General features: G+C 61.1%; 13 protein-coding genes, 6 rRNA genes and 2 pseudogenes. 14 read left to right on the plus strand and 7 right to left on the minus strand.

The window, feature by feature from the left end; all coding sequences use genetic code 11:
• Positions 1 to 135: 135 nt before the first annotated feature.
• The 3 genes from rpmB to rpsN are packed head-to-tail and all read left to right on the plus strand — an operon-like array spanning position 136 to position 847.
• The gene (gene rpmB, locus NIBR502771_RS06345; RefSeq protein WP_018763944.1) at positions 136 to 372 is read left to right on the plus strand and encodes a 50S ribosomal protein L28; all 237 of its coding nucleotides are present in this window, start codon (positions 136 to 138) and stop codon (positions 370 to 372) included.
• Complete coding sequence (gene rpmG / locus NIBR502771_RS06350) at positions 372 to 539, plus strand: 50S ribosomal protein L33 (protein ID WP_013602737.1); 168 nt, start codon at positions 372 to 374, stop codon at positions 537 to 539. Before rpmB ends, rpmG begins: the two co-directional genes overlap by 1 nt.
• Before the next feature lie 2 nt (positions 540 to 541).
• A complete protein-coding gene (gene rpsN, locus NIBR502771_RS06355; RefSeq protein ID WP_141159002.1) occupies positions 542 to 847 on the plus strand; it encodes a 30S ribosomal protein S14 in 306 nt (101 codons plus the stop codon).
• 286 nt (positions 848 to 1,133) lie between these two features.
• On the opposite strand, the gene NIBR502771_RS06360 is transcribed toward rpsN, so the two are convergent.
• Positions 1,134 to 1,466, minus strand: a complete 333-nt coding sequence (locus NIBR502771_RS06360; RefSeq protein WP_141159003.1) for a hypothetical protein — start codon at positions 1,464 to 1,466, stop codon at positions 1,134 to 1,136.
• 43 nt (positions 1,467 to 1,509) lie between these two features.
• On the opposite strand from NIBR502771_RS06360, the gene NIBR502771_RS06365 reads away from it, so the two are divergent.
• The 3 genes from NIBR502771_RS06365 (at position 1,510) to rrf (NIBR502771_RS06375) (ending at position 6,946) form a co-directional block, all read left to right on the plus strand.
• A 16S ribosomal RNA gene (locus NIBR502771_RS06365) occupies positions 1,510 to 3,031 on the plus strand.
• Positions 3,032 to 3,513: 482 nt separating this feature from the next.
• Positions 3,514 to 6,642: ribosomal RNA gene (locus NIBR502771_RS06370) — 23S ribosomal RNA — on the plus strand.
• Positions 6,643 to 6,829: 187 nt separating this feature from the next.
• A 5S ribosomal RNA gene (gene rrf / locus NIBR502771_RS06375) occupies positions 6,830 to 6,946 on the plus strand.
• Together the 16S, 23S and 5S rRNA genes form the textbook arrangement of a ribosomal RNA operon.
• Before the next feature lie 291 nt (positions 6,947 to 7,237).
• Here rrf (NIBR502771_RS06375) and NIBR502771_RS06380 read toward each other — a convergent pair.
• Both NIBR502771_RS06380 and NIBR502771_RS06385 read right to left on the minus strand, forming a co-directional pair.
• A complete protein-coding gene (locus NIBR502771_RS06380) occupies positions 7,238 to 8,218 on the minus strand; it encodes an aldo/keto reductase (RefSeq protein ID WP_141161435.1) in 981 nt (326 codons plus the stop codon).
• 227 nt (positions 8,219 to 8,445) lie between these two features.
• Positions 8,446 to 8,814 carry an aldo/keto reductase gene (locus NIBR502771_RS06385; protein ID WP_347887672.1) on the minus strand — a complete coding sequence of 123 codons (369 nt, stop codon included), beginning with the start codon at positions 8,812 to 8,814 and terminating at the stop codon, positions 8,446 to 8,448.
• A gap of 168 nt (positions 8,815 to 8,982) precedes the next feature.
• Here NIBR502771_RS06385 and NIBR502771_RS06390 point away from each other — a divergent pair, with 168 nt between their 5' ends.
• A complete protein-coding gene (locus NIBR502771_RS06390) occupies positions 8,983 to 9,861 on the plus strand; it encodes a helix-turn-helix transcriptional regulator (RefSeq protein WP_141159004.1) in 879 nt (292 codons plus the stop codon).
• A gap of 322 nt (positions 9,862 to 10,183) precedes the next feature.
• Here the strand turns inward: NIBR502771_RS06390 and NIBR502771_RS06395 are convergent, their stop codons facing one another.
• The gene (locus NIBR502771_RS06395) at positions 10,184 to 10,516 is read right to left on the minus strand and encodes a hypothetical protein (RefSeq protein WP_141159003.1); all 333 of its coding nucleotides are present in this window, start codon (positions 10,514 to 10,516) and stop codon (positions 10,184 to 10,186) included.
• 43 nt (positions 10,517 to 10,559) lie between these two features.
• Here NIBR502771_RS06395 and NIBR502771_RS06400 point away from each other — a divergent pair.
• From NIBR502771_RS06400 to NIBR502771_RS20945, 7 genes and pseudogenes are all read left to right on the plus strand, one after another.
• Positions 10,560 to 12,081: ribosomal RNA gene (locus NIBR502771_RS06400) — 16S ribosomal RNA — on the plus strand.
• Positions 12,082 to 12,563: 482 nt separating this feature from the next.
• Positions 12,564 to 15,692 (plus strand): 23S ribosomal RNA (locus NIBR502771_RS06405).
• 164 nt (positions 15,693 to 15,856) lie between these two features.
• Positions 15,857 to 15,973, plus strand: a 5S ribosomal RNA gene (rrf, locus tag NIBR502771_RS06410).
• A 341-nt stretch (positions 15,974 to 16,314) separates the two neighbouring features.
• The gene (locus tag NIBR502771_RS06415) at positions 16,315 to 16,599 is read left to right on the plus strand and encodes an HU family DNA-binding protein (RefSeq protein ID WP_011693739.1); all 285 of its coding nucleotides are present in this window, start codon (positions 16,315 to 16,317) and stop codon (positions 16,597 to 16,599) included.
• 116 nt (positions 16,600 to 16,715) lie between these two features.
• Positions 16,716 to 18,874, plus strand: a pseudogene (locus NIBR502771_RS06420) (cytochrome c oxidase assembly protein).
• On the plus strand, positions 18,874 to 20,898 hold the full coding sequence (locus NIBR502771_RS06425) for an NHL domain-containing thioredoxin family protein (protein ID WP_141159005.1): 2,025 nt from the start codon (positions 18,874 to 18,876) through the stop codon (positions 20,896 to 20,898). The pseudogene NIBR502771_RS06420 and the gene NIBR502771_RS06425 overlap by 1 nt, the downstream one beginning before the upstream one ends.
• 624 nt (positions 20,899 to 21,522) lie before the next feature.
• Positions 21,523 to 21,738 (plus strand): annotated as a pseudogene (locus tag NIBR502771_RS20945) (hypothetical protein); the annotation flags it as partial.
• Between the two features lie 123 nt (positions 21,739 to 21,861).
• Here the strand turns inward: NIBR502771_RS20945 and NIBR502771_RS06435 are convergent.
• The 3 genes from NIBR502771_RS06435 to NIBR502771_RS06445 all read right to left on the minus strand — a co-directional run bounded on the left by NIBR502771_RS06435 (position 21,862) and on the right by NIBR502771_RS06445 (position 25,360).
• Positions 21,862 to 22,854, minus strand: a complete 993-nt coding sequence (locus NIBR502771_RS06435) for a hypothetical protein (RefSeq protein ID WP_210411344.1) — start codon at positions 22,852 to 22,854, stop codon at positions 21,862 to 21,864.
• A 155-nt stretch (positions 22,855 to 23,009) separates the two neighbouring features.
• Positions 23,010 to 24,782, minus strand: a complete 1,773-nt coding sequence (locus tag NIBR502771_RS06440; protein WP_141159006.1) for a helicase HerA-like domain-containing protein — start codon at positions 24,780 to 24,782, stop codon at positions 23,010 to 23,012.
• Between the two features lie 47 nt (positions 24,783 to 24,829).
• On the minus strand, positions 24,830 to 25,360 hold the full coding sequence (locus NIBR502771_RS06445) for a GNAT family N-acetyltransferase (protein ID WP_141159007.1): 531 nt from the start codon (positions 25,358 to 25,360) through the stop codon (positions 24,830 to 24,832).
• Positions 25,361 to 25,363: the final 3 nt, after the last annotated feature.

Genomic DNA, 25,363 nt, shown 5'->3' on the forward strand with positions numbered 1-25,363 from the left:
TTCTCCAGGGTGGCCGGTAGTTAGGGGCTCAAGTTGCGTGACTAACCGTTGCCCGTACATTCTGTGGGTCGCCCTTAGCTGCATGGTCCAGCAGCAGATATGCGGATCATTACTTTCAATTCTTGAGGAGAAGTCATGGCAGCACACTGCCAAGTGACCGGGGCCGAGCCGGGCTTTGGGCACAGCATTTCGCACTCGCACCGCCGCAACAAGCGTCGGTTCGATCCGAACATTCAGAAGAAGCGCTACTGGGTTCCGTCCCTGCGCCGTAACGTCACGCTGCAGGTCTCTGCACGTGGCATCAAGACCATCGACGTGCGCGGCATCGACGCAGTCGTCGCCGACATTCTGGCTCGTGGGGTGAAGCTCTAGTGGCTAAGGACAAGGACGTACGTCCGATCATCAAGCTCAAGTCGACCGCGGGAACGGGTTACACCTACGTAACCCGCAAGAACCGTCGTAACGACCCGGACCGCATGGTCCTGAAGAAGTACGACCCCAAGATCCGCCAGCACGTCGAATTCCGAGAGGAGCGCTAAACATGGCTAAGAAGTCCAAGATTGCTCGCAACGAGCAGCGCAAGGTCATCGTTGAGCGTTACGCTGCCAAGCGCCTCGAGCTGAAGAAGACCCTGGTTGACCTGAACGCAACCGACGAAGCACGCGAAGCGGCCCGCCTGGGCCTGCAGAAGCTGCCGCGCAACGCGTCCCCGATCCGTCTGCGTAACCGCGACATCATCGACGGCCGGCCTCGTGGCACCTTCCAGAAGTTCGGCATCTCCCGTGTCCGTTTCCGCGACATGGCACACAAGGGTGAACTCCCGGGCATCACCAAGTCTTCCTGGTAATCCGGTACCGCTGATTCCAGCTGCTTGAGGAGGGCCGGCAACCTTAGGGTTGCCGGCCCTTCGGCGTTTAACCCGTTACTTGTTCAGCGGCTGGGCCTGCCAGGAAACACCTGTGCGGCAGCACACACCGGCAGAATGACGACGGCGGCAAGTTGCGCAGGCGCTCCACTCCGGGTTTCGCCGCGGAATACCGGGGATTTCCGGCCCTGTGAGGGCCGGTTTGCGGTGGGCCGGGTGGGCGTGTATTGTTTTCTAAGTCGCCGCGGGGGAGACAGTGAAGAACTGTTCACCGGGTGGCCAAAACCCCCAAATCAAAGCCAGATTCTGGTTGCTCTTTAGGGCGCTGGAAATCGGTTGGGGCGGTCTTCTCTTCGATGTGGGTCCTGAAAGATGGATTTGCTTCGGGGCGGGGGATCGGGTAAGTTTGAAAAGTTGCTCCGGAGCGATCCTGAACGTAAGTGTTTGGGTGGTGCCGGGTGTGTCTGTTGTTTGAGAACTCAATAGTGTGCCAAGTTTGTTGATACCGATTATGTAATGTGATTGGTTGAATTTGCCGAATCGTGCCGCCCCTGTGGTGTGGTTTGGTGTTTTTAGCTGGTTTCAAATTTTGTGCAGCCATTGGCGCCGTTATTTCCGGTGGTTTTGGTTGTGTCTGTTTGTTTTCAACGGAGAGTTTGATCCTGGCTCAGGATGAACGCTGGCGGCGTGCTTAACACATGCAAGTCGAACGATGATGCCCACTTGTGGGTGGATTAGTGGCGAACGGGTGAGTAACACGTGAGTAACCTGCCCTTGACTCTGGGATAAGCCTGGGAAACTGGGTCTAATACCGGATATGACCTTCCATCGCATGGTGGTTGGTGGAAAGCTTTTGTGGTTTTGGATGGACTCGCGGCCTATCAGCTTGTTGGTGGGGTAATGGCCTACCAAGGCGACGACGGGTAGCCGGCCTGAGAGGGTGACCGGCCACACTGGGACTGAGACACGGCCCAGACTCCTACGGGAGGCAGCAGTGGGGAATATTGCACAATGGGCGCAAGCCTGATGCAGCGACGCCGCGTGAGGGATGACGGCCTTCGGGTTGTAAACCTCTTTCAGTAGGGAAGAAGCGTAAGTGACGGTACCTGCAGAAGAAGCGCCGGCTAACTACGTGCCAGCAGCCGCGGTAATACGTAGGGCGCAAGCGTTATCCGGAATTATTGGGCGTAAAGAGCTCGTAGGCGGTTTGTCGCGTCTGCCGTGAAAGTCCGGGGCTCAACTCCGGATCTGCGGTGGGTACGGGCAGACTAGAGTGATGTAGGGGAGACTGGAATTCCTGGTGTAGCGGTGAAATGCGCAGATATCAGGAGGAACACCGATGGCGAAGGCAGGTCTCTGGGCATTAACTGACGCTGAGGAGCGAAAGCATGGGGAGCGAACAGGATTAGATACCCTGGTAGTCCATGCCGTAAACGTTGGGCACTAGGTGTGGGGGACATTCCACGTTTTCCGCGCCGTAGCTAACGCATTAAGTGCCCCGCCTGGGGAGTACGGCCGCAAGGCTAAAACTCAAAGGAATTGACGGGGGCCCGCACAAGCGGCGGAGCATGCGGATTAATTCGATGCAACGCGAAGAACCTTACCAAGGCTTGACATGAACCGGAAAGATCTGGAAACAGGTCCCCCACTTGTGGTCGGTTTACAGGTGGTGCATGGTTGTCGTCAGCTCGTGTCGTGAGATGTTGGGTTAAGTCCCGCAACGAGCGCAACCCTCGTTCTATGTTGCCAGCACGTGATGGTGGGGACTCATAGGAGACTGCCGGGGTCAACTCGGAGGAAGGTGGGGACGACGTCAAATCATCATGCCCCTTATGTCTTGGGCTTCACGCATGCTACAATGGCCGGTACAAAGGGTTGCGATACTGTGAGGTGGAGCTAATCCCAAAAAGCCGGTCTCAGTTCGGATTGGGGTCTGCAACTCGACCCCATGAAGTCGGAGTCGCTAGTAATCGCAGATCAGCAACGCTGCGGTGAATACGTTCCCGGGCCTTGTACACACCGCCCGTCAAGTCACGAAAGTTGGTAACACCCGAAGCCGGTGGCCTAACCCCTTGTGGGAGGGAGCTGTCGAAGGTGGGACTGGCGATTGGGACTAAGTCGTAACAAGGTAGCCGTACCGGAAGGTGCGGCTGGATCACCTCCTTTCTAAGGAGCGCCTACAACAACCGGCCTGGATGTATGTCCGGGTGTGGTGTTGTCAGGAAGCAAGCCCGTAGCACGGACGATTGTTCCGTGGCGGGTGCTCATGGGTGGAATATCAACAAATAGGTGCCTGGTGGCACGGACCATTTGCTAGTACGGATGCTCTCCTTTGTGGGGTTGTCCTGGAACGTGGGTGGTTGGTTCTGCCGGGTAGTGTTTGGCACACTGTTGGGTCCTGAGGCAACAGGGCCGGGGTTTTTGCCTCGGGTTTGTGTGTTTCTGGTTTCCCTGCCATGACGTTCCGCGCACGTGTGTGTGGGGTGTGTGGTGTGGGGTTGTTGTTTGAGAACTACATAGTGGACGCGAGCATCTTGTATAAGAAGCAATTTCCAAGAATATGAACCTGGATCTGGTTCGTGCGCCCTTTTGGGTGTGCGGGACAGTTTTCGTGGTTCTCTCGAGTGTTTTTTGTTTTTGATCTTTGTGGTCAAGTTTTTAAGAGCACACGGTGGATGCCTTGGCATTAGGAGCCGAAGAAGGACGTAGGAATCTGCGATAAGCCTGGGGGAGTCGATAACCGGACTGTGATCCCAGGGTGTCCGAATGGGGAAACCCCGCCGAGCGCGCGAGTGACTTGGTGACCCGTACCTGAACACATAGGGTGCGTGGGGGGAACGCGGGGAAGTGAAACATCTCAGTACCCGCAGGAAGAGAAAACAATAGTGATTCCGTTAGTAGTGGCGAGCGAACGCGGATCAGGCTAAACCGTTCCATGTGTGATAGCCGGCGGGCGTTGCATGGTCGGGGTTGTGGGACTTTCCGTACCAGTTCTGCCGGGCTGGTGGGGTGTGATGTGCGCGCATAGGTGAACGGTTTTGAAAGGCCGGCCAGAGAGGGTGTTAGTCCCGTAACCGTAATGTGTTTGTACCGCCTGTGAGAGTATCCCAAGTAGTACGGGGCCCGAGAAATCCCGTGCGAATCTGTCAGGACCACCTGATAAGCCTAAATACTCCCTAATGACCGATAGCGGACCAGTACCGTGAGGGAAAGGTGAAAAGTACCCCGGGAGGGGAGTGAAACAGTACCTGAAACCGTGTGCTTACAATCCGTCGGAGCCGGCTCTGTTCTGGTGACGGCGTGCCTTTTGAAGAATGAGCCTGCGAGTTAGTGTTACGTCGCGAGGTTAACCCGTGTGGGGCAGCCGTAGCGAAAGCGAGTCTGAATAGGGCGTGTGAGTGGCGTGATCTAGACCCGAAGCGAAGTGATCTACCCATGGCCAGGTTGAAGCGACGGTAAGACGTCGTGGAGGACCGAACCCACTTCAGTTGAAAATGGAGGGGATGAGCTGTGGGTAGGGGTGAAAGGCCAATCAAACTTCGTGATAGCTGGTTCTCCCCGAAATGCATTTAGGTGCAGCGTTGCGTGTTTCTTGCTGGAGGTAGAGCTACTGGATGGCTAATGGGCCCTACAAGGTTACTGACGTCAGCCAAACTCCGAATGCCGGTAAGTGAGAGCGCAGCAGTGAGACTGTGGGGGATAAGCTTCATAGTCGAGAGGGAAACAGCCCAGACCACCAACTAAGGCCCCTAAGCGTGTGCTAAGTGGGAAAGGATGTGGAGTTGCCCAGACAACCAGGAGGTTGGCTTAGAAGCAGCCACCCTTAAAAGAGTGCGTAATAGCTCACTGGTCAAGTGATTCCGCGCCGACAATGTAGCGGGGCTCAAGTACACCGCCGAAGTTGTGGCATTCACATATTTTCCAAGCCTTTGTGGTTCAGGAGTGTGGATGGGTAGGGGAGCGTCGTGTGGGCGGTGAAGCTGCGGTGTAAACCAGTGGTGGAGCCTACACGAGTGAGAATGCAGGCATGAGTAGCGAAAGACGGGTGAGAAACCCGTCCGCCGAATGATCAAGGGTTCCAGGGTCAAGCTAATCTGCCCTGGGTAAGTCGGGACCTAAGGCGAGGCCGACAGGCGTAGTCGATGGACAACGGGTTGATATTCCCGTACCGGCGAAAAACCGTCCATGTTGAACAGGGGATACTAACCGCCCGAGACCTGCCCGACACCCCTTGTGGGTGAAGGGTTTTGGTGGAGCGCGGGACCTGATCCTGGGAGGCAAGCGTATTAACAGGTGTGACGCAGGAAGGTAGCCGAGCCGGGCGATGGTTGTCCCGGTCTAAGGATGTAGGGCGAGTGGTAGGCAAATCCGCCACTCATGGTGCCTGAGATCTGATGGGACCCCCGTTTGGGGGGATTTGGTGATCCTATGCTGCCGAGAAAAGCATCGACGCGAGGTTTTAGCCGCCCGTACCCCAAACCGACACAGGTGATCAGGTAGAGAATACTAAGGCGATCGAGAGAATTATGGTTAAGGAACTCGGCAAAATGCCCCCGTAACTTCGGGAGAAGGGGGGCCCCAACCTTGATACACCTTCGCGGTGTGGAGGGGATCGGGGCCGCAGAGACCAGGGGGAAGCGACTGTTTACTAAAAACACAGGTCCGTGCGAAGTCGCAAGACGATGTATACGGACTGACTCCTGCCCGGTGCTGGAAGGTTAAGAGGACCGGTTAGCCGCAAGGCGAAGCTGAGAATTTAAGCCCCAGTAAACGGCGGTGGTAACTATAACCATCCTAAGGTAGCGAAATTCCTTGTCGGGTAAGTTCCGACCTGCACGAATGGAGTAACGACTTCCCCGCTGTCTCAACCATAAACTCGGCGAAATTGCAGTACGAGTAAAGATGCTCGTTACGCGCAGCAGGACGGAAAGACCCCGAGACCTTTACTATAGTTTGGTATTGGTGTTCGGAGTGGCTTGTGTAGGATAGGTGGGAGACGTTGAAGCCCGGACGCCAGTTCGGGTGGAGTCATCGTTGAAATACCACTCTGGTCACTTTGGACATCTAACTTCGGCCCGTAATCCGGGTCAGGGACAGTGCCTGATGGGTAGTTTAACTGGGGCGGTTGCCTCCTAAAAAGTAACGGAGGCGCCCAAAGGTTCCCTCAGCCTGGTTGGCAATCAGGTGTCGAGTGTAAGTGCACAAGGGAGCTTGACTGTGAGAGAGACATCTCGAGCAGGGACGAAAGTCGGGACTAGTGATCCGGCGGTACATTGTGGAATGGCCGTCGCTCAACGGATAAAAGGTACCTCGGGGATAACAGGCTGATCTTGCCCAAGAGTCCATATCGACGGCATGGTTTGGCACCTCGATGTCGGCTCGTCGCATCCTGGGGCTGGAGTAGGTCCCAAGGGTTGGGCTGTTCGCCCATTAAAGCGGTACGCGAGCTGGGTTTAGAACGTCGTGAGACAGTTCGGTCCCTATCCGCTGCGCGCGCAGGAAATTTGAGAAGGGCTGTCCTTAGTACGAGAGGACCGGGACGGACGAACCTCTGGTGTGTCAGTTGTACTGCCAAGTGCACCGCTGATTAGCTACGTTCGGATGGGATAACCGCTGAAAGCATCTAAGCGGGAAGCTCGCTTCAAGATGAGATTTCCATACACATTTATGTGTGAGAGGCCCCCAGCCAGACCACTGGGTTGATAGGCCGGATGTGGAAGCGAGGACTAACGACTCGTGAAGCTGACCGGTACTAATAGGCCAACAACTTACACCACACAGATACATACAAAACTCTGCTTGCGTCCACTATGTGGTTCCCAACCAACAACCCCCCACCACGGGTTGTCACGGCACGGAACCAACACAACTAAATAACAACACCACACATGCTGTCCCAGGACAGCGAATGTTGTAACCACAAAACTTCCCACCAACCCCCAGGGTTGGGCCGGGTACAAGGGTTACGGCGGTCATAGCGTGGGGGAAACGCCCGGTCCCATTCCGAACCCGGAAGCTAAGACCCACAGCGCCGATGGTACTGCACCCGGGAGGGTGTGGGAGAGTAGGTCACCGCCGGAACAACTATTAATGGTCGAGGCCCCAACCACACGGTTGGGGCCTCCCACATTTAAACACCAAACACCAAACACCAACCCACCCCGTACCCGGTCGTGGCAGGCAACGGCTGGAAGGTGCGCCCCGCCGTCGTCCCTCACCTCTCAGCCAGGCATACACCGCGACGGCCGAAGCCGCTTCCCTGCACGCCGCAGACTTGGGGGCTTGCGTCCATGGCAGCCACAGGTCGAAGGTTTCATGGCGTGTGGTCTGCCGAACCGGCCTGGTCCGGCACTTCCTGGTGCTGGTTGCTGGCTAGAAGAATGTCGGCTCGCGGGGCGTGTAGGGAGCCTCCAGCGCGGCCACTTCCCCGTCGCTGAGCGTGAACTCAAGGGCTGCGAACGCGTCCGTGAGATGCTTCGCCTTTGTCGCCCCGATGATCGGGGTATTGACGACGGGATTCTTCAGCACCCAGGCCAGCGCGACGGTAGCCATGGCGACGCCCCGCTCGGTGGCGATGCGCTCGACAGCGTCGACGATCGCTTTGTCGGAGTAGAGGAACAGCGGCCGGCCGAACTGATCCTGGCCCGGCGTGGACGCTGCCCGGGTGCTGGACTTGTCACCCCAGGGACGTGCGACGATACCGCCGCCGAGGGGGCTCCACACCATGTTGCCGACGCCTTGGTCCAGGAGGAGACTGTGCATTTCGCGTTCTTCCTCGCGCTGGACCAGGTTGTACTGGTCCTGCATCGAGACGAACTTGGTCCAGCCGTTCTGCCCGGCCGCGCTCTGCATCTTGGCGAACTGCCAGGCCCACATCGATGAGGCGCCAAGGTAGCGGACCTTGCCGGCCTGGACGACGTCGTGCAGCGCTTCCATTGTCTCCTCCACCTCGACTTCGGGGTCGAAGCGGTGGATCTGCATCAGGTCCACGTAATCGGTGCCGAGGCGGGCCAGGGAGTCGTCGACCTGCTTCAGGATGGCCGCGCGGCTCAGCCCTCCGCCGTCCGGGCCCTCGTGCATCGGCCAGTAGATCTTGGTCGCCAGGATTGTCTGCTCACGGCTGCTGTATTCGCGCATGGCCCGGCCGACGATTTCTTCTGAACTGCCCATGCCATAGACGTTCGCGGTGTCCCAGAAGTTGATGCCCAGTTCCACGGCTTGACGGAACAGGGGCGCGGCCGCTTCGCCGTCGAGGGACCAGTCCTGAAACTGGTTTGGGGTCCCGAAGCTCATGCACCCCAGGGTGAGGCGGCTGACTTTGAGCTCGGATGTGCCGAGTTGGGTGTATTCCATCGTGTGTTTCCTGTCAGAGAGATAAATAGAAGTTGTGTGTGGGTCAGGCTTCGGGGATCGGGAAGGCGTGCTCGGTGAGGTTGATGAAGTCGGCCTCGGGTCCGCGGCGCGGCCTTCTTGCAGGTGCCAGCGGAGCATGATCTGGGCCGGGGACTTGCCGTGCGGCTCCGCGATGTCCGCGAAGTGGCGTCGTCGAAGGTTCTTCTTGCTGTCTGCGAGGAGCTCCTCTAGCGCACGGTAGGCATCGATCGTGAGGTTGAAGGCAGTGGCTGGTGCAGCAGGACCAGGTCGATGTGGTCCACGCCGAGCTTCGCGGCGCTCTTCTCGAACCCGTGAAGGGTCGCGTCGCAGCCGTAGTCGCTGATCCAGATTTTGGTCTCGATAAAGACCTCGTCACGGGACAGCCCTGAGTTGCGGATGCCCTCACCTACCTGTGCCTCGTTGCCGTACGCGGCAGCGGTGTCGATGAGGCGGTAGCCGGCCCGCAATGCTTCCTCGACGGCCGTGGTGGTTTCGTGGGGTGGGGTCTGGAAGACACCGAGCCCGACAGCGGGAAGGTCCACGCCATTGTTCAACGTGATCACGTTGTTTGTCATACCTTCAACGGTAGGCAGGAAACCCTCTCGGGTGAGAGCCACTGGTTTTATCCCCCAGGGGCTGCCCTCGACACCCCGCAGGGACAGCCGGTGGCCGCAAGGGTCCCAAGCCGGGGGGTAACCGCAGGGACTCCCACTCCCGCTGAGGTCCGGCCTAGCCTTGAGGGTATGGATACCCGCAATGACGTGCAGAAATTCCTCACCGCCCTGCGCGCCCGCATCACCCCGGAGGTGGCGGGCTTGACCGTGTTTGGTGGGGAACGCCGCGTTCCCGGCCTGCGCCGCGAGGAAGTCGCACAGCTTGCCGGGGTCAGCACCGCCTACTACACGAGGATGGAACGCGGAGACCTCAGCGGCGTGTCCGAGAGTGTGCTGTTCGCCCTCGTGCGGGCGTTGCAACTGAACGAGGCTGAAACCGCGCACCTGTTCGATCTGACGCGTGCGGCGACCGGACCGCGCCGGGCACCCAGGACAAAACCCCAACCACGGGTGTCGCCGCGGGTCGCCCAGCTGATCGACGCAATGGGCGACGTTCCCGCGATCGCGATGACCCGGCTCGGGGACCCGGTCGCGTCCAACCCCTTGGGCCGGGCATTGTTCCCCGACCTTTTCCCGGCAGGAAAGCCGGTGCTGAACAGCGCCCACTACATGTTCCTGGATGAACGTTCCCGGGTGTTCTACCAGGACTGGGGCACGATCGCACTCGAAGCCGTATCGGGAATGCGGCTCTTGGCCGGCCAGGATCCCAGCGACAAAGCTCTGATGGCCCTGGTCGGTGAGCTCGCGACCCGCAGCAACGAGTTCCGGACTTGGTGGGGAGGCCACACCGTACGGACCCACTCCACGGGTACCAAACACATCCACCACCCCGTCGTGGGTGACATGACCCTCGGCTACGAAGCCCTCGAAATATCATCGACTCCCGGCCTGGTCCTCATGACGTACCTCGCTGAGCCTGCCACCTCGTCCGCGGACGCCATGAACTTGCTGCGCAGCTGGACCGCAAGCGGGGCCCGCACCGACGAGGCAGCCCGCACCAGCCCCTGAGAGGCAAGGCCCTTACCTCTTGTCTGGGTCGCCGGGGTAGAACCGTCAGCAGCGTGCGGCCAGACCTTCTGGAGCCATGCAGCCGGCGGCGGAACATGCGATGCCGCTCCGGGTGGCCGGCGACCACCTGAAGCAGATGTGAGCCACTCCATAGAACCGGTGAACTGCCTGCGAAACGAAAAAAGCCCTGCCCAGGGCTAAGAAAGCCGCGGTTTTCCGGGGTTTCTGGGGGTGTAAGGGTGTAGCTTGGGTCGATTTGCGGTGTAGGTTGTGTGCGGGTATTGTTTTCTAAGTCGCCGCGGGGGAGACAGTGAAGAACTGTTCACCGGGTGGCCAAAACCCCCAAATCAAAGCCAGATTCTGGTTGCTCTTTAGGGCGCTGGAAATCGGTTGGGGCGGTCTTCTCTTCGATGTGGGTCCTGAAAGATGGATTTGCTTCGGGGCGGGGGATCGGGTAAGTTTGAAAAGTTGCTCCGGAGCGATCCTGAACGTAAGTGTTTGGGTGGTGCCGGGTGTGTCTGTTGTTTGAGAACTCAATAGTGTGCCAAGTTTGTTGATACCGATTATGTAATGTGATTGGTTGAATTTGCCGAATCGTGCCGCCCCTGTGGTGTGGTTTGGTGTTTTTAGCTGGTTTCAAATTTTGTGCAGCCATTGGCGCCGTTATTTCCGGTGGTTTTGGTTGTGTCTGTTTGTTTTCAACGGAGAGTTTGATCCTGGCTCAGGATGAACGCTGGCGGCGTGCTTAACACATGCAAGTCGAACGATGATGCCCACTTGTGGGTGGATTAGTGGCGAACGGGTGAGTAACACGTGAGTAACCTGCCCTTGACTCTGGGATAAGCCTGGGAAACTGGGTCTAATACCGGATATGACCTTCCATCGCATGGTGGTTGGTGGAAAGCTTTTGTGGTTTTGGATGGACTCGCGGCCTATCAGCTTGTTGGTGGGGTAATGGCCTACCAAGGCGACGACGGGTAGCCGGCCTGAGAGGGTGACCGGCCACACTGGGACTGAGACACGGCCCAGACTCCTACGGGAGGCAGCAGTGGGGAATATTGCACAATGGGCGCAAGCCTGATGCAGCGACGCCGCGTGAGGGATGACGGCCTTCGGGTTGTAAACCTCTTTCAGTAGGGAAGAAGCGTAAGTGACGGTACCTGCAGAAGAAGCGCCGGCTAACTACGTGCCAGCAGCCGCGGTAATACGTAGGGCGCAAGCGTTATCCGGAATTATTGGGCGTAAAGAGCTCGTAGGCGGTTTGTCGCGTCTGCCGTGAAAGTCCGGGGCTCAACTCCGGATCTGCGGTGGGTACGGGCAGACTAGAGTGATGTAGGGGAGACTGGAATTCCTGGTGTAGCGGTGAAATGCGCAGATATCAGGAGGAACACCGATGGCGAAGGCAGGTCTCTGGGCATTAACTGACGCTGAGGAGCGAAAGCATGGGGAGCGAACAGGATTAGATACCCTGGTAGTCCATGCCGTAAACGTTGGGCACTAGGTGTGGGGGACATTCCACGTTTTCCGCGCCGTAGCTAACGCATTAAGTGCCCCGCCTGGGGAGTACGGCCGCAAGGCTAAAACTCAAAGGAATTGACGGGGGCCCGCACAAGCGGCGGAGCATGCGGATTAATTCGATGCAACGCGAAGAACCTTACCAAGGCTTGACATGAACCGGAAAGATCTGGAAACAGGTCCCCCACTTGTGGTCGGTTTACAGGTGGTGCATGGTTGTCGTCAGCTCGTGTCGTGAGATGTTGGGTTAAGTCCCGCAACGAGCGCAACCCTCGTTCTATGTTGCCAGCACGTGATGGTGGGGACTCATAGGAGACTGCCGGGGTCAACTCGGAGGAAGGTGGGGACGACGTCAAATCATCATGCCCCTTATGTCTTGGGCTTCACGCATGCTACAATGGCCGGTACAAAGGGTTGCGATACTGTGAGGTGGAGCTAATCCCAAAAAGCCGGTCTCAGTTCGGATTGGGGTCTGCAACTCGACCCCATGAAGTCGGAGTCGCTAGTAATCGCAGATCAGCAACGCTGCGGTGAATACGTTCCCGGGCCTTGTACACACCGCCCGTCAAGTCACGAAAGTTGGTAACACCCGAAGCCGGTGGCCTAACCCCTTGTGGGAGGGAGCTGTCGAAGGTGGGACTGGCGATTGGGACTAAGTCGTAACAAGGTAGCCGTACCGGAAGGTGCGGCTGGATCACCTCCTTTCTAAGGAGCGCCTACAACAACCGGCCTGGATGTATGTCCGGGTGTGGTGTTGTCAGGAAGCAAGCCCGTAGCACGGACGATTGTTCCGTGGCGGGTGCTCATGGGTGGAATATCAACAAATAGGTGCCTGGTGGCACGGACCATTTGCTAGTACGGATGCTCTCCTTTGTGGGGTTGTCCTGGAACGTGGGTGGTTGGTTCTGCCGGGTAGTGTTTGGCACACTGTTGGGTCCTGAGGCAACAGGGCCGGGGTTTTTGCCTCGGGTTTGTGTGTTTCTGGTTTCCCTGCCATGACGTTCCGCGCACGTGTGTGTGGGGTGTGTGGTGTGGGGTTGTTGTTTGAGAACTACATAGTGGACGCGAGCATCTTGTATAAGAAGCAATTTCCAAGAATATGAACCTGGATCTGGTTCGTGCGCCCTTTTGGGTGTGCGGGACAGTTTTCGTGGTTCTCTCGAGTGTTTTTTGTTTTTGATCTTTGTGGTCAAGTTTTTAAGAGCACACGGTGGATGCCTTGGCATTAGGAGCCGAAGAAGGACGTAGGAATCTGCGATAAGCCTGGGGGAGTCGATAACCGGACTGTGATCCCAGGGTGTCCGAATGGGGAAACCCCGCCGAGCGCGCGAGTGACTTGGTGACCCGTACCTGAACACATAGGGTGCGTGGGGGGAACGCGGGGAAGTGAAACATCTCAGTACCCGCAGGAAGAGAAAACAATAGTGATTCCGTTAGTAGTGGCGAGCGAACGCGGATCAGGCTAAACCGTTCCATGTGTGATAGCCGGCGGGCGTTGCATGGTCGGGGTTGTGGGACTTTCCGTACCAGTTCTGCCGGGCTGGTGGGGTGTGATGTGCGCGCATAGGTGAACGGTTTTGAAAGGCCGGCCAGAGAGGGTGTTAGTCCCGTAACCGTAATGTGTTTGTACCGCCTGTGAGAGTATCCCAAGTAGTACGGGGCCCGAGAAATCCCGTGCGAATCTGTCAGGACCACCTGATAAGCCTAAATACTCCCTAATGACCGATAGCGGACCAGTACCGTGAGGGAAAGGTGAAAAGTACCCCGGGAGGGGAGTGAAACAGTACCTGAAACCGTGTGCTTACAATCCGTCGGAGCCGGCTCTGTTCTGGTGACGGCGTGCCTTTTGAAGAATGAGCCTGCGAGTTAGTGTTACGTCGCGAGGTTAACCCGTGTGGGGCAGCCGTAGCGAAAGCGAGTCTGAATAGGGCGTGTGAGTGGCGTGATCTAGACCCGAAGCGAAGTGATCTACCCATGGCCAGGTTGAAGCGACGGTAAGACGTCGTGGAGGACCGAACCCACTTCAGTTGAAAATGGAGGGGATGAGCTGTGGGTAGGGGTGAAAGGCCAATCAAACTTCGTGATAGCTGGTTCTCCCCGAAATGCATTTAGGTGCAGCGTTGCGTGTTTCTTGCTGGAGGTAGAGCTACTGGATGGCTAATGGGCCCTACAAGGTTACTGACGTCAGCCAAACTCCGAATGCCGGTAAGTGAGAGCGCAGCAGTGAGACTGTGGGGGATAAGCTTCATAGTCGAGAGGGAAACAGCCCAGACCACCAACTAAGGCCCCTAAGCGTGTGCTAAGTGGGAAAGGATGTGGAGTTGCCCAGACAACCAGGAGGTTGGCTTAGAAGCAGCCACCCTTAAAAGAGTGCGTAATAGCTCACTGGTCAAGTGATTCCGCGCCGACAATGTAGCGGGGCTCAAGTACACCGCCGAAGTTGTGGCATTCACATATTTTCCAAGCCTTTGTGGTTCAGGAGTGTGGATGGGTAGGGGAGCGTCGTGTGGGCGGTGAAGCTGCGGTGTAAACCAGTGGTGGAGCCTACACGAGTGAGAATGCAGGCATGAGTAGCGAAAGACGGGTGAGAAACCCGTCCGCCGAATGATCAAGGGTTCCAGGGTCAAGCTAATCTGCCCTGGGTAAGTCGGGACCTAAGGCGAGGCCGACAGGCGTAGTCGATGGACAACGGGTTGATATTCCCGTACCGGCGAAAAACCGTCCATGTTGAACAGGGGATACTAACCGCCCGAGACCTGCCCGACACCCCTTGTGGGTGAAGGGTTTTGGTGGAGCGCGGGACCTGATCCTGGGAGGCAAGCGTATTAACAGGTGTGACGCAGGAAGGTAGCCGAGCCGGGCGATGGTTGTCCCGGTCTAAGGATGTAGGGCGAGTGGTAGGCAAATCCGCCACTCATGGTGCCTGAGATCTGATGGGACCCCCGTTTGGGGGGATTTGGTGATCCTATGCTGCCGAGAAAAGCATCGACGCGAGGTTTTAGCCGCCCGTACCCCAAACCGACACAGGTGATCAGGTAGAGAATACTAAGGCGATCGAGAGAATTATGGTTAAGGAACTCGGCAAAATGCCCCCGTAACTTCGGGAGAAGGGGGGCCCCAACCTTGATACACCTTCGCGGTGTGGAGGGGATCGGGGCCGCAGAGACCAGGGGGAAGCGACTGTTTACTAAAAACACAGGTCCGTGCGAAGTCGCAAGACGATGTATACGGACTGACTCCTGCCCGGTGCTGGAAGGTTAAGAGGACCGGTTAGCCGCAAGGCGAAGCTGAGAATTTAAGCCCCAGTAAACGGCGGTGGTAACTATAACCATCCTAAGGTAGCGAAATTCCTTGTCGGGTAAGTTCCGACCTGCACGAATGGAGTAACGACTTCCCCGCTGTCTCAACCATAAACTCGGCGAAATTGCAGTACGAGTAAAGATGCTCGTTACGCGCAGCAGGACGGAAAGACCCCGAGACCTTTACTATAGTTTGGTATTGGTGTTCGGAGTGGCTTGTGTAGGATAGGTGGGAGACGTTGAAGCCCGGACGCCAGTTCGGGTGGAGTCATCGTTGAAATACCACTCTGGTCACTTTGGACATCTAACTTCGGCCCGTAATCCGGGTCAGGGACAGTGCCTGATGGGTAGTTTAACTGGGGCGGTTGCCTCCTAAAAAGTAACGGAGGCGCCCAAAGGTTCCCTCAGCCTGGTTGGCAATCAGGTGTCGAGTGTAAGTGCACAAGGGAGCTTGACTGTGAGAGAGACATCTCGAGCAGGGACGAAAGTCGGGACTAGTGATCCGGCGGTACATTGTGGAATGGCCGTCGCTCAACGGATAAAAGGTACCTCGGGGATAACAGGCTGATCTTGCCCAAGAGTCCATATCGACGGCATGGTTTGGCACCTCGATGTCGGCTCGTCGCATCCTGGGGCTGGAGTAGGTCCCAAGGGTTGGGCTGTTCGCCCATTAAAGCGGTACGCGAGCTGGGTTTAGAACGTCGTGAGACAGTTCGGTCCCTATCCGCTGCGCGCGCAGGAAATTTGAGAAGGGCTGTCCTTAGTACGAGAGGACCGGGACGGACGAACCTCTGGTGTGTCAGTTGTACTGCCAAGTGCACCGCTGATTAGCTACGTTCGGATGGGATAACCGCTGAAAGCATCTAAGCGGGAAGCTCGCTTCAAGATGAGATTTCCATACACATTTATGTGTGAGAGGCCCCCAGCCAGACCACTGGGTTGATAGGCCGGATGTGGAAGCGAGGACTAACGACTCGTGAAGCTGACCGGTACTAATAGGCCAACAACTTACACCACACAGATACATACAAAACTCTGCTTGCGTCCACTATGTGGTTCCCAACCAACAACCCCCCACCACGGGTTGTCACGGCACGGAACCAACACAACTAAATAACAACACCATGTTGTAACCACAAAACTTCCCACCAACCCCCCAGGGGTTGGCCGGGTACAAGGGTTACGGCGGTCATAGCGTGGGGGAAACGCCCGGTCCCATTCCGAACCCGGAAGCTAAGACCCACAGCGCCGATGGTACTGCACCCGGGAGGGTGTGGGAGAGTAGGTCACCGCCGGAACAACTATTAATGGTCGAGGCCCCAACCACACGGTTGGGGCCTCCCACATTTAAACACCAACCCACCCACCCCGTACCCGGTCGTGGCGGGCAACGGCTGGAAGGTGCGCCCCGCCGTCGACCCTCACCTCCCAGCCAGGCATACACCGCGGCCGCCGCCGGACCACCACCAAAGGTTGAGCAGGGTGAAAACCCCCTGAAATCCGGTGATTAACCTCAAAAAATGGCGGAAACACGCGGAATTTGCGGCCCGCAACCGCCCAAGCTGGTAAGTTTTCGAACAGTGGCCTGCGCGCATGCCGTGTGCAGGCTCCAGAATCAGAACCGTCCAGGAGGACATCAATGGCTAAGAACCGTAGTGAACTTGTTGCAGAGGTAGCTGGCAAGGCCGGCACCAGCCAGGCTGCCGTCAACTCCGTCCTCGACGCACTGTTCGAGGTTTTCGAGACTTCCGTCGCCGCCGGCGAGAAGATCACCATCCCGGGCTGGCTCGCCGTCGAGCGTACCGACCGTGCAGCCCGCACCGGCCGCAACCCGCAGACCGGCGAGACCATCCAGATTGCAGCAGGCCACAGCGTTAAGCTGACCGCCGGCTCCAAGCTGAAGGCTGCAGTCTCCAAGAAGTAGAGCTTATTCCCGGCCGGCATGCAGCCGGCTGGAACAGGAGCGGCAACCCGTCGGGTTGCCGCTCCTTGGCGTTTAACCCCGGATTCGCCGCCCGGGCGGGCGTAGCGGACAATGGGATGGTGTCTTCTGCCGCAAAACCACGCTCCACCCCGCCACAGTCCAGCCCTGGCAAGGGGGCTGCGGTCCGGGACGCCGGCACCCCGGGGGTACCGGTTGCCTGGCAAGTGGCTGGCTTGGCGGCACTTTTCCTGGGCCTTGCAGCAGCGCTGATCTTCTCCGGAGCGTCAGCGGCCCGCAGCGTCGCCGATCCCGGCGCCTTGGTCCGTTGGGGACTCCCCATCAGCAAGGCCATTCACAACGTGTCCCTGGCGACCGTCGTCGGCGGCCTCATCTTCGCCGTCGGCATCCTGCCCAAGAACCTCAACGGGCGCGGGCGGGACCGGGAGAAAGCAGGCAGCGGGGCACCCGAGCATCCCGCCTTCACCCGCGTGCTCGCTGTGGCGGCCGTTGCGGGCGCGGTGTGGACCTTGTCCGCTATAGCGGTCCTGGTGCTCACGTACGCCGATGTGGCCGGGCAGGGACTGTCGGGCGATCCTGCTTTCACGCAGGCCCTGGTGTACTTCATGACGGACATCGATACAGGGCGGGCCTGGCTCGCCGTCACCATCATCGCCGCGATAGTGACGACGGCACTCTTCGGCGTCAGGTCCCTTGGTGGCCTGGCCCTCACCCTCATCCTGGCCCTCATCGGTTTGGTGCCTACCGCCCTGATCGGACACTCTTCAAGCTCGTCGGACCACGAGGGCGCCATCAACTCGCTCGGCCTGCACCTGCTCGGCGTCAGCACATGGGTGGGCGGCATCATCATCCTGGCCCTGCTGTCTGGAATCCTGACGGGGCCCAAAGCCGGGGCAGCTTCCGATATCACCGAACCCACGCTCAAGCGCTTCTCCACCCTGGCGGGCTTCGCATTCGTGCTGGTTTTCGCCTCCGGCATTATCAACGCAGCAATCCGCGTCACCAGCTGGCATGATCTCTTCGGCTCGGCGTACGGGCAGCTGATCCTGGCCAAGACCGCGGGCGCGGTGGTGCTGGGCGGCATCGGCTTCATGCACCGGCAGTGGGTCATCCCGCAGCTGGGCCGCAAGGGGGCCACTATGTCCTCGCGGCGCGTGCTGTGGCAGTTGATCCTGGCGGAGCTGCTGGTCATGGGTGCCACCTCGGGCATCGCCGTGGCCCTGGGCCGCTCAGCCCCGCCGCAGCCAACAGAGCTGGCACCCAACGCCTCACCCGCCTTCATCCTCAGCGGCTACGAGCTTCCCCCGAGCTCACTCCCGAACGCTGGCTTACTGAGTGGCGCCTGGACTGGATCTGGGTCGGCGTGGCCCTCTTCGGGCTGGTCGCCTACTTCCTGGGCGTTGCCAGGATCCGCCGGCGGGGAGACTCCTGGCAGTGGTTCCGGTCCGTCAACTGGGTCATCGGCCTGGTGGTGCTGACATACATCACGTCCGGGCCGCCGTCGGTCTACGGACGCATCCTGTTTTCTGCGCACATGGTGGACCACATGGCGCTGACCATGGTGGCCCCGATCTTCCTGGTGCTCGGGGCGCCGGTGACGCTGGCCCTGCGCGCCCTGCCCGCCCGCGGTGACGGCTCACGCGGTGCCCGCGAGTGGCTCCTGGTCTTCGTGCACTCGAAGTTCTCCCAACTGGTCACCCACCCGCTGTTCGCGGCAGCCAATTTCGCCGGTTCCATCATCCTGTTCTACTACTCGGACCTCTTCGGCTTCGCCATGCGCGATCATGTGGGCCACGAGCTGATGAACCTGCACTTCCTGCTGACCGGCTACATCTTCGTACTGAGCATGATCGGCACCGACCCGCTGCCGCGCCGCGCCCCGTACCCCATGCGGCTGCTCCTGCTCCTGGCCACCATGGGCTTCCACGCCTTCTTCGGCGTGTCCATCATGGGCGGCACGGGCCTGATGGCTGCGGACTACTTTGGCAACCTGGGCCGTGCCTGGGGACCGTCCGCCCTTGCCGACCAGCAGGCCGGCGGCGCGGTGGCCTGGGGCATTGGCGAAGTGCCCACGCTGCTGGTGGCGATCGGCGTCGCCATCATGTGGTCCAGGTCGGACCAGCGGGAGACCAAGCGGGTGGACCGCGCCGCGGACAGGAATAACGACGCCGATCTGACCGCTTACAACGATATGTTTGCCAAATTGGCCGAACGCGATGCCAAGCTGGCTGAACGCAACAAGCTGGAAGGACGCTGATGAGCGAAACCGTACGCACGCATGCCCGGGTCCGGGCCTCCGAACTGGTGGGCCGCAACTGGCTGAACACCGGTGGCAAGTCCCTGGACCTCGAAGCCCTGCGCGGCAAGATCGTGCTGCTCGATTTCTGGACCTTCTGCTGCATCAACTGCCTGCACGTCCTCGATGAGCTGCGGCCGCTTGAGCAGCAGTACTCCGACGTGCTGGTCACCGTGGGAGTCCACTCGCCCAAGTTCGAGCACGAGGCGGACCCTGTGGCGCTGGCGGCCGCCGTGGAGCGCTACGAGATCCACCACCCGGTCCTGGACGACCCCGAACTGGACACCTGGAAGGCGTACACAGCCCGTGCATGGCCCACCCTGGTGGTCATTGATCCCGAGGGCTACATCGTGGCGCACCTTTCCGGTGAGGGCCACGCGGACGGGCTCGCGGTGCTGATCCCGGAACTGATCGCCGAGCACGAGGCCAAGGGCACCCTGCACCGCGGCTCCGGCCCGTACGTGGCCCCCGAGGCAACGTCCGGCACCCTGCGCTTCCCCGGCAAGGCATTGTTCCTCCCGCCGGGCCGCGGTTCCACGGCTTTGGCTGGAACAGCCGACGGCGGCACGCCCGCAGGTGCAGCCGCTTCCGTTGCTGCGGAGAAGGGGTCCTGGCTGGTCACCGACACCGGCCACCACCGCCTGGTGGAACTGGCCACCGACTTCGAAACAGTCCTGGCCACCTTCGGCTCGGGCACCAAGGGCTACGCCGACGGCCCCGCCGCGGGGGACACCGCCAGCGCCCAGTTCAACGAGCCCCAGGGCCTGGTCCTGCTCCCGGAAGACGTGGCAGCCAAGGCGGGCTACGACGTCGTCATTGCCGACTCGGTCAACCACCGGCTGCGTGGACTTTCGCTCACGGACGGCAAGGCCTCCACCCTGGCTGGAAACGGCATCCAGCGCCTGCTGGAAACCGGCCCGGCCCGGGTGGACGAGGAAGGCGCCGGCTTCAGCGGCTCACTGGGCACGGACCCGCTGGATGTGGCGCTGAGCTCGCCGTGGGATGTCGTATGGTCCCGCAAGCTCAATGCGGTGGTGGTGGCCATGGCCGGCACGCACCAGATTTTCAGCTTTGACCCCGTCTCCGGCGCCGTGTCGATCATTGCCGGCAACGGCCTGGAAGGGCTTCTCGACGGTCCCGCGCACGAGTCCTGGTTCGCCCAGTCCTCAGGCTTGGCCGAAGATGCCGACGGCAACATCTGGGTGGCGGACTCCGAAACGTCGGCCCTCCGCAAGCTGAACATCGCAGACGACGCCTCCATCACCGTGGAGTCCGCCGTGGGCAAGGGCCTGTTCGACTTCGGCTTCCGCGACGGCCCGGCCGCCGAAGCACGGCTGCAGCACCCGCTCGGTGTGACCGTCCTGCCCGACGGCTCCGTGGCGATCGCAGACACCTACAACGGAGCCGTGCGCCGCTACGACCCCGCGTCCGGCACCGTGTCCACGCTGGCCCGCGGGCTTGCCGAGCCGTCCGACGTGATTGTGGACCACACGGAATCCGCCGGCTCCGAGCCCCTTCTGGTGGTGGTCGAGGCGAACAAGCACCAGCTGGTGTACGTTCCCATCCCCAAGGAAGCGCAGCAGGTGGATGAGGGCGCATCCCAGACCCAGCGGCCCAAGAGCCCTGTGGCCCCCGGCGCCCTGGACCTGACCGTCCGCTTCACCGCTCCCACCGGGCAGAAACTCGATGACCGCTGGGGCGATCCGACGCAGCTGAAGATCTCCTCCACCCCGCCGGAACTGCTGGTGGCCGGCGGCGGCACCTCGGTGGGACTGCTCCGCACCCTGGAGCTGTCCCCGGACGTTCCCGAGGGCGTGCTGCACATTACCGCCCGCGCCGCGGCCTGCGACGGCCCCGAGACCGAGGACGGCGAGATCCCCGACCACGCCGCCTGCCACCTCTACCAGCAGGACTGGGGCATCCCCGTGGTCCTGCAGGCCGACGGTGACACCGAACTGGTCCTGGACCTCCGCGGAATGGACTGACCCGTCTGTGGTTTGCTGAACGGCTGCTTCCATGTGACTCCGCGTCACGGGAGGCGGCCTTTCGCGTTCCCAGCGTGGCGGCCGTCCCGGGATTCCGGGCTTTTCGCAGACTGCCGGCCCTGAAAGCGTGCTCTGCGTGACGCTGGCCGGATCCTCCGCTGTCCACATAGGGCGGCGGTGGGGTATGGGCGGCCCTCAGAAGCGGGGCACCATGGCCGGGTGGATGCCCTCAGAGCCTTGGAAGTCTGCGGCGGAGCCGCACGGAGACCCGCCCTGGCCAGGCTGGGAGTGGATGACGCCGCCCTCAGGAGGGCGGTACGGGCGGGGGTCCTGCAACCGGACCGGGGTCTGTATGCGCTTCCGACGGCGCCTCCGGACTTGGTTGCCGTGCTCCAAAACCGGGAGTTGTTGACGTGTTCCAGCGCTGCGACTGCATATAGCCTGTGGTCGCTGCCCTCGGACGGAAAACGCCACGTCTACCACCGCCGGCAGGAGGCGGTCGGTGGGGATGCAATCCATCATTCCGGGCTCCTGCTGCCACCCTCCCGGGTCCAGCCTGTGGCCGCCCTGGCTGATGTGCTGATCCACGCGCTTCGATGCCTGTCTTTCGCGGGATCGCTGGTCATGGTGGAGTGCGCCGTAACCCGCGGCGACACATACTTCCGGCAAGCGGGAATCCAGGTGCAGCCGCAGGTGTACCTGGAGCGGGTGGGGTATGTGGATCTGTTGCTGGACGGATGGCTGGTCGTTGAACTGGACGGGAGGCACCACGCGGAGTGGAAACAGGTTCAAAAGGATCATCGCCGAAACAATGAGTCGGTCCTCCAGGGATATACAGCCCTCCGCTACTACTACGCCGACGTGGTGTACGGGCCGCAGGCGATGGTGGAGCAGGTGCTGGGCTGTCCTGCGGCGGCGGCGCTAACTTGCCGGCGGTGTGACGCGGCGGGTAGGGGAGGGGGCCTAGAAGCTCAGCTGCGGGGTGACCTTGACCGTGTCACCGGCCACGTCGAGGCGGGTGGTGAAGCTGAAGTCCACCTCGGCGTCCAGCGGGTACCAGGCGCCGGTGAAGGAGTTCTGCTGGAGCGCTTCGACCTTGGCCTTGCCGTCCAGCGGGGACACCACCCACCGGCCGTCGAAGGGTTCCACCGAGACGCCCGGGTATTCGGTGACGGTCCACTTGATGGTGCCGTCCTGGACCCGGTTGTTGCTGGCGTAGTAGAAGGGGCAGTCCGGCTGGAGCTTCTGTTCCTTGACGGCCTGGGCCGCGCAGCCGTCCAGGAATTCCCTGATTTTGGCCGCGACATCGTTCTTCAGCTTGTCCGTGGCCTGGGTCAGCAGGTTCAGTGGCGCCACGGGCGCGTCCTTGGCGGTGACCGTGGCCCGGGTGGCGGGAGCCGAGAAGTACTGCCCGTTGAGGGAGGCCTCGTACTCGCCCGGGTAGAAGACCGCGAAGGAATTGCGGCCGTTGGGCATGTTCACCGGGACGCCGTTCAGCACCGCCTCGTTGCCGTTGACCACGGTGATATCGACGGTGGGCAGGCGGGACGGGACGAATGCCCAGGTGTTGAAGAACAGCCACTCGGTACCGGTCTTCTGCAGCAGGAACTCCGTGTGCAGCCGGCTGCCGTCGATGGTGTATTCCATCGGGACCATGACCTGGTTCCCCGGACGTTCCTCGGGATCGCCGATATCCACATTCGTGACGCGGGACGCGGAGGTCTGCAGCCCTGGCCCATCCAGCATGGCGGCGTTGCTGGGCGGGACAGCCGCCCGGAGGATCCCCAGCGCACGCCCGCCGTCGCCGCTCTTCAGCGCGTCCAGGTATTCCCTGACGGGCTGCTGCGGACTGGCCACGGTATTGTTCACGACATTGATGGCCACCACGGCTCCGGCGATGGCAAGCATGAGGCCCAGCAGCCACCCGGCCGCGATCCTCACCAACGCTTGACTCATCTGCACGTTCTACACAGTAACGTCAGTGCGGACGCACACTAAAGTTGGTGTCCCCCTAATCTGCCGGGCAACACCCGTTAACTCCCGACGGCGGGGCGCCGGGACAACGCCCACCAGCACCTTGGACCTTGCCTCCGGCGGCCCCGGTGGCGGGGTTAGCGGCGACGGCGCCGGGACGACGTTCCGAACACGCCGCGGAGCAGTTCGCGTCCCAGCTGCGTGCCCACGGACCGCGCCATGCTCTTCAGCCCCCCGCCCAGGGCACCGCCGAGTACGCCGCCAAGGTCGCCCATCATGCCGCCGGCTTGTGGCTCCGGCTGGCTTGGCTGCGGTTGGCGCGTCCGGGGTGCTTTGGCCCGGGACTGGCGCGGCCCAGGGTCCCGGGCTTCGTCGAATTGGGGCTCGCTGTATTGCGGTTCCGGGGCCTGGGCTGGCCTGCTGCTGGGCCGGCCCAGGATTTCTTCCTCGATCCGGCGGGCCTCGGCGTCCACGTCGTACGTGCCCGGAGCTGAAGGTGCACCCGGGGCAGGTGTGCCGGCAGCAGGCGCGGGGACCGCCGGGCCCGTGGGGGCTGCGGCTTTGCCGGTGAGCTTCTCGTAGGCGGACGGGTTGTCCACGGTGGTCCCGTACTTCCCGAGCAGGGCGGAGCCGGCCACCGTGCTCCGGACCAGCGCTTCCTCGCTGGGACCCATGACGGATTCAGGGGCGCGCAGCCGGGTGAGGGCCACCGGGGTGGGTGCACCCTTCTCGTTCATGACGGTGATGACGGCCTCGCCGATGCCCGCGGACGTCAGCGTCTCTTCCAGGTCGTAGTCGCTGACCGGGAACGTGGACACCGTGGCCTTGAGCGCTTTGGCGTCCTCCGGGGTGAAGGCGCGCAGGGCGTGCTGGACCCGGTTTGCCAGCTGGCCCAGGACGTCGGCGGGGACATCCTTTGGCGTCTGCGTGACGAAGAAGATGCCCACACCCTTGGACCGGATCAGCCGGACGGTGGTGGTGATGGCGTCCAGGAAGGCTTTGGAGGCCCCGTTGAACAGCAGGTGTGCTTCGTCGAGGAAGAACACGAGCTTGGGTTTGTCCAGGTCGCCGGCCTCGGGGAGGTCCTCGAACAGGTCTGCCAGCAGCCACATCAGGAAGGTGGAGAACAGCATGGGCTTGGTCTGCAGGGTGGGCAGTTCCAGGCAGGTGACCACGCCGCGGCCGTCCGGGGCGGTGCGCAGCAGCTCGGCCGTATCGAACTCCGGCTCTCCGAAGAACTTCTCCAGCCCCTGCGCCTCCAGGTTCACGATCTCCCGCAGGATCACGCCTGCGGTCGCCTTGGACAGGCCGCCGAGTTCCTCCAGCTTGTCCTTGCCCTCGTCCGAGGTGAGGAACTGGATGACCGCGCGGAGGTCCTTGAGGTCGATCAGCTCCAGGCCGTTCTTGTCCGCGAAGTAGAAGACCAGCTGAAGGCTGGATTCCTGCGTGTCATTGAGCTCCATGATGCGCGAAAGCAGGACGGGACCGAAGGAGGTCACCGTGGCGCGGACCGGGACGCCGTTGCCGTCGCCGCCCAGCGCGAGGAATTCCACGGGGAACGTCTTACCCTGCCACGGCTGGCCGATGCTGTCCGTGCGGGCCTTCAATTTGTCGCTGCCGACGGCGGCCGTCGCCAGGCCGGAAAGGTCACCTTTGATGTCGGCCAGGAACACGGGCACGCCTGCCGTGGACAGCTGCTCGGCCATCATGTGCAGCGTGACGGTTTTGCCGGTACCGGTAGCCCCGGCCACCAGCCCGTGCCGGTTCATCATGGCCAGCGGCAGCCGCACCGGCGCGTCCTTGTGGAGTTCGCCGTCGATGATGGCGGCTCCCAACTCGATGGTGGCGCCTTCCAGCGTGTAGCCCTGCTGGATGGTGGCAAGCTTCTCTGCTGTGGTTTTCGTGGCCATGGCGCCAGCTTAGCGGCGTCACCCCATCTGGCGGGCAGGCCGGGCACTCAAATTTTCGGCAGGTCCTTGGTGAAGGCCAGCGGCCCGATGGTTTCCGGGTCGGCGTCGAGATCGAACTGCGCCTCGTAGCCGGTGTTCAGGTAGAGGTGCTTGGCCTCCGGCTGCCGTGGACCGGTGGTGAGGTACAGCCTGGTGTAGCCGCGGGCGGCGGCCAGGGCCTCGAGTTCGGCGAGCACCAGGCGTGCCAGCCCACGACGGCGGTGTGCCGAGTGCGTCCAGATCCGCTTCAGTTCCGCCGTGGCGGGGTCGTACCGGCGGAACGCGCCGCCGGCGATTGACTCGCCGTCTTCCTGGATCACCAGCAGGGCGCCGTGCGGGCCCTCGAATTCGGCCGCCGGGTAGCGGTTCAGTTCCTCTGCCGCGGCCCCGCGGCCAAACAGGTCCCCGTAGCGGGTGTCATATTCGACGGCGAGCTCGTCCAGGAGCGGCCGGACCCGCGGATCGTGCATGGGAAGGCTGAGGACCGACAGCCTGGCGGGATCGAGGGGACGGGGCTTGAGATCGGACTCTGCGGTCATGGT

Origin of the sequence: Pseudarthrobacter sp. NIBRBAC000502771, from assembly GCF_006517215.1 — a bacterium.
Classification (GTDB): domain Bacteria; phylum Actinomycetota; class Actinomycetes; order Actinomycetales; family Micrococcaceae; genus Arthrobacter; species Arthrobacter niigatensis.

Coding starts and splice junctions, on each gene's coding strand:
- rpsN (WP_141159002.1), top strand. CDS start 542: ATGGCTAAGAAGTCCAAGATTGCTCGCAACGAGCAGCGCAAGGTCATC.
- NIBR502771_RS06390 (WP_141159004.1), top strand. CDS start 8,983: ATGGATACCCGCAATGACGTGCAGAAATTCCTCACCGCCCTGCGCGCC.
- NIBR502771_RS06445 (WP_141159007.1), bottom strand. CDS start 25,360: ATGACCGCAGAGTCCGATCTCAAGCCCCGTCCCCTCGATCCCGCCAGG.
- rpmB (WP_018763944.1), top strand. CDS start 136: ATGGCAGCACACTGCCAAGTGACCGGGGCCGAGCCGGGCTTTGGGCAC.
- NIBR502771_RS06385 (WP_347887672.1), bottom strand. CDS start 8,814: ATGACAAACAACGTGATCACGTTGAACAATGGCGTGGACCTTCCCGCT.
- NIBR502771_RS06435 (WP_210411344.1), bottom strand. CDS start 22,854: ATGAGTCAAGCGTTGGTGAGGATCGCGGCCGGGTGGCTGCTGGGCCTC.
- NIBR502771_RS06425 (WP_141159005.1), top strand. CDS start 18,874: ATGAGCGAAACCGTACGCACGCATGCCCGGGTCCGGGCCTCCGAACTG.
- NIBR502771_RS06395 (WP_141159003.1), bottom strand. CDS start 10,516: ATGGCTGCACAAAATTTGAAACCAGCTAAAAACACCAAACCACACCAC.
- NIBR502771_RS06415 (WP_011693739.1), top strand. CDS start 16,315: ATGGCTAAGAACCGTAGTGAACTTGTTGCAGAGGTAGCTGGCAAGGCC.
- NIBR502771_RS06440 (WP_141159006.1), bottom strand. CDS start 24,782: ATGGCCACGAAAACCACAGCAGAGAAGCTTGCCACCATCCAGCAGGGC.
- NIBR502771_RS06360 (WP_141159003.1), bottom strand. CDS start 1,466: ATGGCTGCACAAAATTTGAAACCAGCTAAAAACACCAAACCACACCAC.
- NIBR502771_RS06380 (WP_141161435.1), bottom strand. CDS start 8,218: ATGGAATACACCCAACTCGGCACATCCGAGCTCAAAGTCAGCCGCCTC.